This is a genomic window from Massilia sp. Bi118, from assembly GCF_918697865.1.
Lineage (GTDB): Bacteria > Pseudomonadota > Gammaproteobacteria > Burkholderiales > Burkholderiaceae_D > Telluria.
Genome location: NZ_CAKKMV010000003.1, coordinates 20,126 through 32,224 on the forward strand (window position 1 = coordinate 20,126; position 12,099 = coordinate 32,224).

Below are 12,099 nucleotides of genomic sequence, written 5' to 3' on the forward strand. Positions count from 1 at the left end.
TCTAGACAAGGAGTCAACGGGTCAAAAACCCGACATCCAAATAGGGTTTTACCTCAATATTTGATACCATAGAGAAATTATGTTGATCGTCGTAAGCCTGCTGCTGCTCACCATGGCGCTATCCGCCGTCATGTTGCTCGTTCTGTCCTCGCTGAGGAAGAGCGGCGCCCGCGGCATCCGCGAATGGTCCGCGGCGAATGCGCTGGCGGTGGTCTCGCTGCCGCTGTTCGCGGCGCGCGGCGTGGTGCCGGACTTCTTTTCGATCGAGCTCGCGAACACCCTGCTGCTCGGCACCACGGTGCTGATGCTGGCCGGCTTCCGGCGCCACCTGAACGTGGACGTGCCCTGTTGCCGCCTGGCCGCCTGCGTCGCGCTGGGCCTGGCCGCGATCCTCGCGCTGCACCATGGGGTCGATTCGGTGGGCGGGCGCGTGGTCGCGATGTCGCTTCTGCACAGCGCCCTGCTGGCGGAAATGGGCGTGGTGGTATGGCGGCAGCTGGCGCAGACGGGGCGCCGCTATCCGGCCCTGTTCACCGTCTGCGCGGCCTTCGCCAACGCCGCCTTCCAGCTGGTGCGCGCCCTCGTCTACGGTGCCCAGGCCGCCGGCGTCCAGCTGCCCTGGGACGATGCGACCCTGAGCCTGGTGTTTTTCTCGGCAGGCGCCCTGTCGCTGCCCGCGCTGACCCTGGGCGCGGTCATGATGGCCAACGCCGAGCTGGTCGCGCGCGCCCGGCACGCCGCCGACCACGACCATTTGACCGGCGCCCGCTCGCGCCGCGCCTTCTTCGACCTGGCCACGCGCGAACAGGCGCGCGCGCTGCGCCGCCAGGCCCCGCTCTCGCTGCTGCTGTTCGATGTCGACCACTTCAAGCGCATCAACGACACCCACGGCCACGCTGCGGGCGACCGGGTGCTGGTCGACATCGTCGAACGCACCGGCGCGGTAGTGCGCAGTATCGATACCGTGGCTCGCCTGGGCGGCGAAGAATTCGCGGTGCTGCTGCCGGACACCGGCGCCGACACCGCGCTGCTGGTGGCCGAGCGCCTGCGCCACGGCCTGGAGCGCGCGCCGGACCGCGAGGCCGGCATCGCCGCCGGTTACACGGTCAGCATCGGCGCCGCCACGCTGGCCCTTGGCGAAAGCATCGACGCCATGCTGTCGCGCGCCGACGCCGCGCTGTATGCGGCCAAGGCCGGCGGCCGCAATGCGGTGGCCGCCGCGCCCAGCCTCTGATATAAGCAAGGGATGTTCACGCTTGCCAAATACGCCGCACTGTTCGCACTGACCGCGCTGGTGGAAATCCTCGGCTGCTACCTGCCCTGGCTGGTGATCAAGACCGGCAAAAGCGCCTGGCTGCTGCTGCCCGCGGCCCTGTCGCTGGCCTTGTTCGCCTGGCTGCTGACCCTGCACCCGGCAGCGGCCGGCCGTACTTATGCGGCCTACGGCGGCATGTACATCGCGGTGGCCCTGCTGTGGCTGCGCTTCGTCGACGGCGTGGCGCTGACCCGCTTCGACCTGCTCGGCGCAGGCCTGGCGCTGGCCGGCATGGCGGTGATTGCGCTGCAGCCGCAGGGCTGACAAAGAAAAACCCTCGCGGGCGCGTGCCGGCGAGGGTTTGATCAGCCGCGACAGTCTTACATCGCCGCCAGCTTCTTCCAGGTATCGATCACCGAATCCGGATTCAGCGACATCGACTCGATCCCCTGCTCCACCAGCCACTGCGCGAAGTCCGGGTTATCGGAAGGCCCCTGGCCGCAAATGCCGATGTACTTGCCCTGGGCGCGGCAGGCCTTGATCGCCAGCGACAGCATCGCCTTGACGGCCGGGTCGCGCTCGTCGAAGTCCTTGGCCAGCAGCTCCATGCCGGAGTCGCGGTCCAGGCCCAGGGTCAGCTGGGTCAGGTCGTTCGAGCCGATCGAGAAGCCGTCGAAGTGCTCGAGGAACTGCTCGGCCAGGATCGCATTCGACGGCACTTCGCACATCATGATGACGCGCAGGCCGTTCTCGCCGCGCTTCAGGCCGTACTTCGCCAACAGGTTGACCACCTTCTCGGCCTGGCCGAGGGTGCGCACGAAGGGGATCATGATCTCGACATTGGTCAGGCCCATTTCTTCGCGCACGCGTTTCATGGCCAGGCATTCCATCTCGAAGGACTCGGCAAAGTCCTCGGCCAGGTAGCGTGCGGCGCCGCGGAAGCCCAGCATCGGGTTCTCTTCGTCCGGCTCGTAGCGCGAGCCGCCGATCAGCTTCTTGTACTCGTTCGACTTGAAGTCGGACAGGCGCACGATGACGGGCTTCGGCCAGAAGGCGGCGGCGATCGTGGCCACGCCTTCGGCCAGCTTGTCGACGTAGAAGGCCTTCGGCGAAGCGTGGCCGCGCGCGACCGACTCAACGGCCTTTTTCAGGTCGTTGTCGATGTTCGGGTACTCGAGGATGGCCTTCGGGTGCACGCCGATGTTGTTGTTGATGATGAACTCGAGGCGCGCCAGGCCGACGCCGCCGTTCGGCACCGACTGGAAGTCGAAGGCCAGCTGCGGGTTGCCGACGTTGAGCATGATCTTGGTCTTCAGCGGCGGCAGTTCGCCGCGCACTTCTTCCGACACCTCGGTTTCCAGCAGGCCGTCGTAGATGCGGCCTTCGTCGCCCTCGGCGCAGGAGACGGTCACGAAGGTGCCGTCCTTCAGGGTTTCGGTGGCGTCGCCGCAGCCGACCACCGCCGGCACGCCCAGTTCACGCGCGATGATGGCCGCGTGGCAGGTGCGGCCGCCGCGGTTGGTGACGATCGCGGAGGCGCGCTTCATGACCGGCTCCCAGTTCGGGTCGGTCATGTCGGCCACCAGCACGTCGCCCGGCTGCACGCGTTCCATCTCGGACGGGTCGTTGATGACGCGGACCGGGCCGGCGCCGATCTTCTGGCCGATCGCGCGGCCGCTGGTCAGCACGGTGCCGGTGCCCTTCAGCTTGAAGCGCTGCTGGGCGTCGCCCGCCTTCTGCTGCGACTTCACGGTTTCCGGACGCGCCTGCAGGATGTACAGCTTGCCGTCGCGGCCGTCCTTGCCCCACTCGATGTCCATCGGGCGGCCGTAGTGCTTCTCGATGATGACGGCGTATTTCGCCAGCTCCACCACTTCCTCGTCGTTCAGCGAATAGCGGTTGCGCAGCTCGACCGGCACGTCGACGGTCTGCACCGAGCGGCCCGCTTTCGCCTCTTTGGTGAACTCCATCTTGATCAGCTTGGAGCCGATGTTGCGGCGGATGACCGGCTTCTTGCCCTGCTCGAGCATCGGCTTGTGGACGTAGTACTCGTCCGGGTTGACGGCGCCCTGCACCACGGTCTCGCCCAGGCCGTAGCTGGAGGTGATGAAGACCACGTCCTTGAAGCCCGACTCGGTGTCGATGGTGAACATCACGCCGGCGGCGCCGGTGTCCGAGCGGACCATGCGCTGCACGCCGGCCGACAGCGCGACCTCGGCGTGGGTGAAGCCCTTGTGCACGCGATACGAGATCGCGCGGTCGTTGTACAGCGAGGCGAACACGTGCTTCATGGCTTCCAGCACGTTGTCGATGCCGACCACGTTCAGGAAGGTCTCCTGCTGGCCCGCGAAGGAGGCATCCGGCAGGTCTTCCGCGGTGGCGGACGAGCGCACCGCGAACGACATCTCGGCGTCCGAATCGGCCACCAGGCGGTCGTAGAAGGCGTGGATTTCCTGTTCCAGGCGCGGCTGGAACGGGGTTTCGACGATCCACTGGCGGATCTCGGCGCCGGCGGCGGCGAGCGCGCGCGTATCGTCGATGTTCAGGTTCTCCAGGCGCAGGGCGATGCGCTGGCCCAGCGAGGGGCCGCCGTCGGCGCTGTGGCGCAGGAAGTCACGGAAGGCGTCGGCCGTGGTGGCAAAGCCGCCCGGCACGCGCACGCCGGCTTCGGCCAGCTGGCTGATCATTTCGCCCAGCGAGGCGTTCTTGCCGCCGACCGACTCGACGTCGGTCATGCGCAGGTTTTCGAAGGAAGCAACGTAGACGGAATCGCCCGCCGCGGGATCCGGCGGAGTCAATGCTGCAGTAGACAGGTTAGTCATGATGAAACACCTTTTTGATGATGGAAATCTTTCGTGGCTGTGCTGGCCGGAGGTGTCTCTTGTTGTTATTCTGACCGCCGTGCAGCACAATCCGAACTACCGTTGCCGAGCATTTTAACCCGCGTTTGTGCAATGCACCGTGGGCTGGCTGCAACTTTGTCATCATCTTAGCAAAAAGGCACAATGACTTCCTTGAGCACTCCGGCCAATCCGAACGCCGCGCGCACCGTTTTCTTCGTGTCCGACGGCACCGGCATCACGGCCGAAACCTTTGGCCACGCGGTGCTGAGCCAGTTCGAAATGCGCTTCCGCCAGATCCGCTTGCCCTTCATCGATACCATGGAGAAAGCCTACGAGGCGGCGCGCCGCATCAACGAGGTGGCACTCAGCGACAACCAGCGCCCCATCGTGTTCTCGACCCTGGTCAAGCACGACCTGTCGGCCGTGATCCGCGCCGCCCAGGGCATGCACATGGACCTGTTCCAGACCTTCGTCGCGCCGCTCGAGCAGGAACTGGGCGTGAAATCGACCCACACCATCGGCCGCATCCACAACGTGGTCGACAGCGAGGAATACAAGAGCCGCATCGAAGCCATCAACTTCTCGCTGGCCCACGACGACGGCCAGTCGCACAAGAACCTGGCCGACGCCGACGTGATCCTGGTCGGCGTCTCGCGCTCCGGCAAGACCCCGACCAGCCTCTACCTTGCAATGCAATACGGGATCAAGGCCGCCAACTACCCGCTGATTCCCGACGATTTCGAGCGCGGCAGGCTGCCTTCGGCCCTGCCGCCCTTCAAGCACAAGCTGTTCGGTTTGACGATCACGCCGGAGCGCCTGGCGGAGATCCGTAACGAGCGGCGGGCCGGCAGCAAATATGCGTCGCTGGAGAATTGCCGGTATGAGGTGAACGAGGCGGAAGTGCTGATGCGGCGCGAGGGGATACGCTGGCTGTCGTCGACGACCAAGTCGATCGAGGAGATTTCGACGACGATTCTTCAGGAGATCAAGCCGGATCGTCGGGAGTATTAATTTCCCCCGCCGTCGTTCCCTACCGTCGTTCCCGCGGAGGCGGAAACCCAAGTTTGTTCGCGTCACGCTGGCTAAACTTGGGTCTCCGCCTGCGCGGGGACGACGGGCAAACTCTTAGAAAAAGTGCCGCCAGTCTTCCAGCCAACCCGGAAACGCCGAAGCCTCCATCGGATTGGCAATATGGTAGCCCTGCGCATACGTGCAGCCCAAGCCCTGCAGGAAATCCCAATCCTGCCGCGTCTCGACACCGACCGCGACCGACATCCGGTCCAGGCTATGCGCCAGCCCCAGGCATGATTTCAGCACCGTACCAAGCGGCCGCTTTTTGGAAGCGCCATCGACGAAGGAACGGTCGATCTTCAGCTCCGAGAACGGAATCCGCGCCAGCAACTGAAGGTTCGAGCGCCCGGTGCCGTAGTCGTCGATCGCCAGGCCGAAGCCCATCATGCGCAGGCGCACCAGGCGTTCGATGAAGTCGGCGTCGAATTTCAGGATCGAGGACTCGGTGATCTCGAAGGTCAGGTAATCCGGCATCACGCCATGGCGCTTCATGCAGGACGACACCTGGCGGATGAAGTTGGGGTTCGCCAGCGTCTCGGCGGCCAGGTTCAGCGAGATCGAAATCGGGATGCCCTGGTCGTGGTACTGGCGGCAGCGCTCGACCGACAGCTCGATCATGGTCCAGTCGAGGAAATCGACGCGGTTGTTCTGTTCCAGCGCGTCGATGAAGGCGCCCGGGCCCAGCACGCCGTGCTCGGGATGGCGCCAGCGCGCGAAAGTCTCCAGGCCCTTGACCTGGCCGGTGGCCAGTTCGATCTTGGGCTGGAAGAAGGGTTCGAACTGGCGCTGCTGCAGGCCGACGCCGACTTCCGCAAAGCTGAAGGCAGGCGTTTTCGGGCTGGCGCGCGGACGCGCCGGCGGCTGGAAGTTGTCCAGCAGCGCCTTCAGCTTGGCGCTGGAGACGGGCTTGGCGATGGTGCCCAGCAGGTCGACGCCGTAGGCCTGGGCCAGGGTCTCGACCGAGAACAGCACGCCGGCGGGCTGGGCGCCGATCACGATCAGGCGCACCGCGGACTTCAGCCCGGCAATCGCGCGCAGCAGCTCGAGGCCGTCCATGCCGCCCAGGGCGAGGTCGATGATGGCGACGTCGACTTTCGGCGTGAAGCTGGCCTGAAGGGTGCGCAGAGCGGTCGGGCCGTCAGGCACGTCGGTGACGCGGGTCGCGCCGAGCTGGCCGAGGGCCTCGATCAGGGCGCGGCGCTGCACCGGTTCGGCTTCCGCCACCAGGAAATGAAGATTTTGTAAAGCTAACTGCATCGTGTCCATCGCGGCTCCGCTTGCTCAACCCGCAGGGTACATGGCGCCGCGCATGCCGTCTATGGCTGGCGGCGCCGCGTCTGCCGTAATTGCTCGAAAAAGCACACGGCGGCACAGGCGGCGACGTTCAGCGACTCGACCTGGCCCGCGTGCGGCACGGCCACGCGCCGGCTGGCCAGGTTCAGCAGTTGGTCGGACACGCCCTGCCCCTCGTGGCCCAGCACCCAGGCCGCCGGCCCGGACAGCTCGATGTCGTACAGGCATTCGGCGGCGTAGCCGCTGGTGGCCAGCACCGGCACCTTCGCATTGCGCACCAGCCCAGCCAGGTCGGCGTTCTCGAAGATCTCCAGCACGAAGTGGGCGCCCATGGCCGCGCGCAGCACCTTGGGGGACCAGCAGAAAGCCGTGCCGGGGCTGCACCAGACCTGCCTGATGCCGGCCGCGCCGGCGCTGCGCAGGATGGAGCCGACATTGCCCGGGTCCTGCACGCCGTCCAGCAGCACCGCCGATTCCGTCAGCAGCTTCGGCACGACGGGCGCAGGCGTATCGACCACGAACACGATGTTGACGCCATGCTCGACCTGGCTGATGGCGCCGAACAGCGCCTCCGGCAGCGCCGTCACATGGCCGCGGCCGGCCTCGACGAGGCCGACGATGCTTGCTACTTCCGGGTTCGCCAGGGCGTCCTCGGATACCACGCAATGGACCGGCAGGCCGCGCAGGTCGAGCCAGGACTGGCACAAGTGCACGCCGTCCAGCAGCGAGCGGCCGGCCTTGCGGCGCGCCTGCGAGCTGGTGGCCAGGGCCTTGAGTTCTTTATAAAACGGGTTGTCGCGCGAGCTGACGGTCTTCATGCGGGAACGCTTTCGAAGGCCGAGAACAAATCGGGTTCGCAAAGGTCGGGCTTTAGAAGCGCCCGCACCGGCGCGAAGGAACGGCGGTGCACCGGGCATGGCCCATGCAGGCGCAGCCTCTCCAGGTGCAGCGCGGTGGAATAACCCTTGTGCTGGTCGAAGGCGTACTGCGGATACGCCTCGTGCAGGGCCCTTAGTGCGGCATCGCGCGCGGTCTTGGCCAGGATCGACGCGGCCGAGATGGCGTGCACCTTGTCGTCGCCTTCGACCACGGCGTGGGCGCGGACCATCTCCGGCAGCGTCGGGCAACGGTTGCCGTCGATCAGGGCGATGGTCGGCATGGTGGCCAGCTGCTCCACCGCGCGGCGCATCGCCAGCATGGTCGCCTGCAGGATGTTCAGGGTGTCGATCTCGTGGTGCGAGCACTCGGCGATGGCCCAGGCCAGGGCCTGCTCGCGGATGATCGGCGCCAGCTCGTCGCGGCGCGCTTCCGTCAGCTTCTTGGAGTCGCGCAGGCCCTCGATCGGCCGCCTGGGGTCGAGGATCACGGCGGCGGCATACACCGGCCCGGCCAGCGGACCGCGCCCGGCTTCGTCCACGCCGCAGACGATGTCGACGGCGGTGAACGGACGGTCACGGGTCGGCAGACCGGGATAGAAATCGAACTTCTTCTTGCTCATTTCACTTCTTACCTATGACTTCGAGCACGGCCCTGCTGCTCTCTTCAGCGCTGTTGCGCAGCAGGCTGTGGTGCATCTCCAGGAAGCGTTGCGCCAGCTTCGCGCGATTCGCTTCGTCCGTCAACTGGAACCAGACGGCGTCGGCCAGCGCCTGCGGCGTGGCGGCGTGCTGCAGGAATTCCGGCACGACGAATTCGCGCGCGAGGATGTTCGGCAGGCCGATCCACGGCAGGTAGCCCATGTGGCGCATGATCTCCCAGGACGCCCGCATCACCTTGTAGGCGATCACCATCGGCTTCTTGAACAGCGCCACTTCCAGGGTCGCCGTGCCGGACGCCGCCAGCACCGCATCGGCGGCGGCAATGCAGGCATGCGACTGGCCGTCGATCAGTTCCAGCGGCACGTCCTGCAAACCGGCTTTCGCCGCCAGCTCCCTGAAATACGCCTTCTGGCGCTCGCCCGCCATCGGCGCGATGAAGCGCACGGACGGGTCGCGCCGGGCCAGCAGCTTCACGGCGCCGGCGAAGGGCTCGCTCAGGTACTTGATCTCGGCCATGCGGCTGCCCGGCATGACGGTCACGACTTTCGCCTCTTCCGGGATGCCCAGCTGGCGCCTGGCGGCGACGACGTCGGGCTGCAGCGGAATCTGCTCTGCCAGCGGATGGCCGATATAGGTGGCCGGCACGCCGGCCTGGCGGTAGATCTCTTCTTCGAAGGGGAAGATCAGCAGCATGTGCGAGACCGCGCGCTGGATCTTCTTGATGCGGCCGCCCCGCCATGCCCAGATCTGCGGACCGACGAAGTGCAGGGTCGGAATGCCGCTTGCCCGCAGCTGCTCTTCCAGCCCCAGGTTGAAGCCCGGGTAGTCGGCGCCGATGAAGGCGGCCGGCCGCTCAAGCAGCAGGCGATCCCGCAGATTATTCTGGATGCCCTTCAGTTCGCGGTAGCGCGGGATGACTTCGAACAGGCCGCGCACGGTGAGGGTGTCCATCGGCACATCCGACACCAGGCCCTCCTCCAGCATGCGCGCGCCGCCGATGCCGGAGTAGCGGACATCGGGCAGCTGCGCACGCAGGCCGGCCATCAGGCGCGCCGCCAGCATGTCGCCGGAGACCTCGCCCGCTACCAGCGCAATATGGGTCTCAGCGGACGATGCCACGGGTGGTGGTGCCGAGGAAGTCAAGCATCGCCTGGATTTGCGGGGCCGCATCGCCACCCTGCGCAGCATCCGCCGCCAGCTTGGCCTTGGCCTCTTCCAGCGTCAGGCCGGAACGGTAGATGTCCTTGTAGGCGGCGCGGATGGCGTTGATCTGCTCGCGCGTGAAGCCGCGGCGCTTCAGGCCCTCGATGTTGACGCCATGCGCTTCGGCCGGGTTGCCGGAGACGAGCACGTAGGGCGGCACATCCTGGGTCAGGCTGGTGTACATGCCGATGAAGGCATGCGCGCCGATCTTGCAGAACTGGTGCACGCCGCAGTAGCCCGACAGGATGGCCCAGTCGCCGACCACCACGTGGCCCGCCAGCTGGGCATTGTTCGAAAAGATCGTGTGGCTGCCGACCTGGCAGTCGTGCGCCAGGTGCACGTAGGCCGAGATCCAGTTGTCGTCGCCAAGGCGGGTCACGCCGGCATCCTGGGCGGTGCCCAGGTTGAAGGTGGTGAACTCGCGGATGGTGTTGCCGTTGCCGATTTCGAGGCGGGTCGGCTCGCCGGCCCACTTCTTGTCCTGCGGCGCCGCGCCCAGCGAGGCGAACTGGAAGATCTTGTTGTCCTTGCCGATCGTGGTGTGGCCTTCGATGACCACGTGCGGGCCGACCACGGTGCCGGCATCGATGCGGACATGCGGGCCGACGATCGAGTACGGGCCGACCTCGACCGAGCTGTCCAGCTCCGCCTTCGGATCGACGATCGCAGTCGGGTGAATCCGGCCGCTCATTACTGCCCCGCTGCCGGCGCTGCCGCCGGAGATACGTTCTCGTTGGCGCGGATGGTGCACATCAGTTCCGCTTCCACCGCCACCTTGCCGTCCACGCTGGCCTGCGCCTTGTACTTCCAGATGCCGCGCGAGCTGCGCAGGATCTCGACGTCCATCCGGAGCTGGTCGCCGGGGCCCACCGGGCGCTTGAAGCGGCAGTTGTCGATGCCGACGAAGTAGACCACCGAATTCTCGTCCGGCTTCACACCCATGGTCATGAAGGACAGGATCGCCGCGGTCTGGGCCAGCGCCTCGACCATCAGCACGCCCGGCATCACCGGCTGGTGCGGAAAGTGGCCGTTGAAGAACTCCTCGTTCACCGTGACGTTCTTGATCGCGGTGATGGTCTTGCCCAGTTCATAATCTACCACGCGGTCGACCAGCAGCAGCGGATAGCGGTGCGGCAGGTATTCCTTGATCTGGGTGATGTTCAGGATTTTCGAGGTGGTGGTCGATTCGGTCGTCATTTTTGTTCTGTGTTGTCAGTCAGGTTTTTGATCTGTTTTTCCAGCGAGCGGATCTTCTCGCGCATCGAGGACAGGTTGCGCACGATGGCGGCGCTCTTTTCCCACTCGGCGTTCTTGGCCAGCGGGTAGAAGCCGGTGTACTGGCCCGGCTCCAGCACCGAGCGCGAGACCATGCTGCCCGAGGAGATATGGACATTGTCCGCGATTTCCAGGTGGCCAAGCACCATGGCGGCGCCGCCGAAGGTGCAATTCTTGCCGATCTTCGCGCTGCCCGCCACCCCCACGCAGCCGGCCATGGCCGTGTTGGCGCCGATATGGCAGTTGTGGCCGATCTGGATCTGGTTGTCGAGCTTGACCCCATCTTCGATGATGGTGTCGGCCAGCGCGCCGCGGTCGATGGTCGTGTTGGCGCCGACGTCGACGTCGTCGCCCAGGATCACGCGCCCGGTCTGCGGAATCTTGATGTAAACGCCATTTTCGCGCGCGAAGCCGAAGCCGTCGGTGCCGATCACCGCGCCCGAGTGCAGGATGCCACGCTTGCCGATCCGGCAGCGCGCATGGAAGCTGACGTTGGCGAACAGCTGGGTGTCCTCGCCGATTTCCGCCTCGCGGCCGATGAAGCAGCCGGCCCCGATCACGGCGCCGGCCTTGACCACGGCGCCCGCTTCGACCGTCACCTGCGGCCCGATATGGGCGCTGGGGTCGATCTGCGCGCTCTCGTGGACCACGGCGCTGGGGTGCACGCCGGCGGGCGGCGGCGTCTCTTCGAGCGCCGCGAAGTACTGGGCGGCGCGCGCGAAGTAGGCGTAGGGGTTGGTGGTGACGATGCGTGCGCCCTCGTAGGTGGCGGCGACGATGGCGTCGTCCAGCGGGGCGACGATCAGCGCCGCCGCCCTGCTCTGCGCAGCCAGCGCGCGCAGTTTGCTATTGCTCAGAAAGCTGATGTGCGAAGCGTCGGCGCTGTCGAGCGGTGCGATGCCCTGGACTTCGAGGTCCGGGTCGCCCACGAGCTGGCCACCGAAGCGTTCGACCAATTCACCCAGTCGAGTGCCCATCTGGTCGTCCGTATAAAAGTAAATCTGGATAATGATACGCCGTCCGGCATCGATGCCGGACGGCGTTAACGCATTTGTAATGTTATTTGTGTCCTGCCGCTTATCTGTCGAGCAGCTTGAGGATCTTGTCGGTGATGTCGATGCGCGGGCTGGTCCAGACGGCTTCCTGCAGCACCACGTCGAGGTGCTCCTGCTCGGCCACCTGTTCGATCAGCTTCGATGCCCGCTGGGCGATCGCCGCGCGCTCTTCGTTCTTGCGCTGGAAGAGGTCTTCGTTGAACTCGCGCTGCATGCGCTGCACGTCCTTCTCCATGTCGAGCAGTTCGCGGGTGCGGCGGGTGCGGTCGATATCGTTCAGCTTGGGCGCATCGTCGTCGAACTTCTCGCGCGCGCCCTTGTAGCGCTTGACCATGTCGTCGACCTGCTTCTGGCGCTTCGAGAACTCGTTCTGGATTTTCTCGTCCGCCGCCCGCGCCAGCTTCGATTCGGTCATCAGGCGCTCGGTGTACACGAAACCGATGCGGCCGCTGCCCGTCTGCGCCTGGGCGCACAGCGGCGCCAGGGCGCCGGCGCACAGGGCGGCCAGCAGCAGCGGCACGCGCAGCGATTGCGGCAACGAGGAAATCGACTTGTTCAACATGGTT

The 12,099-nt window shown here is 66.0% G+C and carries 12 protein-coding genes; 3 read left to right on the top strand and 9 right to left on the bottom strand.

Annotation, left to right across the window (positions count from 1 at the left end):
• The first annotated feature begins 79 nt into the window (after positions 1-79).
• Together LQV39_RS04845 and LQV39_RS04850 are read left to right on the top strand one after the other, a co-directional pair.
• Positions 80-1,234 carry a diguanylate cyclase gene (locus tag LQV39_RS04845; protein ID WP_230020689.1) on the top strand — a complete coding sequence of 385 codons (1,155 nt, stop codon included), beginning with the start codon at positions 80-82 and terminating at the stop codon, positions 1,232-1,234.
• Between the two features lie 12 nt (positions 1,235-1,246).
• Positions 1,247-1,579, top strand: a complete 333-nt coding sequence (locus LQV39_RS04850; protein WP_230020691.1) for a YnfA family protein — start codon at positions 1,247-1,249, stop codon at positions 1,577-1,579.
• A gap of 56 nt (positions 1,580-1,635) precedes the next feature.
• On the opposite strand, the gene ppsA is transcribed toward LQV39_RS04850, so the two are convergent.
• Entirely contained in the window at positions 1,636-3,990 is a 2,355-nt protein-coding gene (gene ppsA / locus LQV39_RS04855; RefSeq protein ID WP_230022200.1) for a phosphoenolpyruvate synthase, read from the bottom strand.
• A 270-nt stretch (positions 3,991-4,260) separates the two neighbouring features.
• Here ppsA and LQV39_RS04860 point away from each other — a divergent pair, with 270 nt between their 5' ends.
• A complete protein-coding gene (locus tag LQV39_RS04860; RefSeq protein ID WP_230020693.1) occupies positions 4,261-5,109 on the top strand; it encodes a pyruvate, water dikinase regulatory protein in 849 nt (282 codons plus the stop codon).
• Positions 5,110-5,223: 114 nt separating this feature from the next.
• Here the strand turns inward: LQV39_RS04860 and LQV39_RS04865 are convergent, their stop codons facing one another.
• The 8 genes from LQV39_RS04865 to LQV39_RS04900 form a co-directional block, all read right to left on the bottom strand.
• The gene (locus LQV39_RS04865) at positions 5,224-6,435 is read right to left on the bottom strand and encodes an EAL domain-containing protein (RefSeq protein WP_230020694.1); all 1,212 of its coding nucleotides are present in this window, start codon (positions 6,433-6,435) and stop codon (positions 5,224-5,226) included.
• 50 nt (positions 6,436-6,485) lie between these two features.
• The gene (locus LQV39_RS04870) at positions 6,486-7,280 is read right to left on the bottom strand and encodes an RNA methyltransferase (RefSeq protein ID WP_230020695.1); all 795 of its coding nucleotides are present in this window, start codon (positions 7,278-7,280) and stop codon (positions 6,486-6,488) included.
• Positions 7,277-7,960 carry a ribonuclease HII gene (gene rnhB / locus LQV39_RS04875; protein ID WP_230020700.1) on the bottom strand — a complete coding sequence of 228 codons (684 nt, stop codon included), beginning with the start codon at positions 7,958-7,960 and terminating at the stop codon, positions 7,277-7,279. Before rnhB ends, LQV39_RS04870 begins: the two co-directional genes overlap by 4 nt.
• A 1-nt stretch (position 7,961) precedes the next feature.
• Complete coding sequence (gene lpxB / locus LQV39_RS04880) at positions 7,962-9,119, bottom strand: lipid-A-disaccharide synthase (protein ID WP_230020701.1); 1,158 nt, start codon at positions 9,117-9,119, stop codon at positions 7,962-7,964.
• On the bottom strand, positions 9,103-9,894 hold the full coding sequence (gene lpxA / locus LQV39_RS04885; protein ID WP_230020705.1) for an acyl-ACP--UDP-N-acetylglucosamine O-acyltransferase: 792 nt from the start codon (positions 9,892-9,894) through the stop codon (positions 9,103-9,105). The genes lpxB and lpxA overlap by 17 nt, the downstream gene beginning before the upstream one ends.
• A complete protein-coding gene (gene fabZ / locus LQV39_RS04890) occupies positions 9,894-10,400 on the bottom strand; it encodes a 3-hydroxyacyl-ACP dehydratase FabZ (protein ID WP_230020707.1) in 507 nt (168 codons plus the stop codon). The genes lpxA and fabZ overlap by 1 nt, the downstream gene beginning before the upstream one ends.
• On the bottom strand, positions 10,397-11,455 hold the full coding sequence (lpxD, locus tag LQV39_RS04895) for a UDP-3-O-(3-hydroxymyristoyl)glucosamine N-acyltransferase (protein ID WP_230020709.1): 1,059 nt from the start codon (positions 11,453-11,455) through the stop codon (positions 10,397-10,399). Before lpxD ends, fabZ begins: the two co-directional genes overlap by 4 nt.
• A gap of 100 nt (positions 11,456-11,555) precedes the next feature.
• Positions 11,556-12,095 (bottom strand): OmpH family outer membrane protein, encoded by a 540-nt coding sequence (locus LQV39_RS04900; RefSeq protein ID WP_230020711.1) that lies wholly within the window; start codon positions 12,093-12,095, stop codon positions 11,556-11,558.
• Positions 12,096-12,099: the final 4 nt, after the last annotated feature.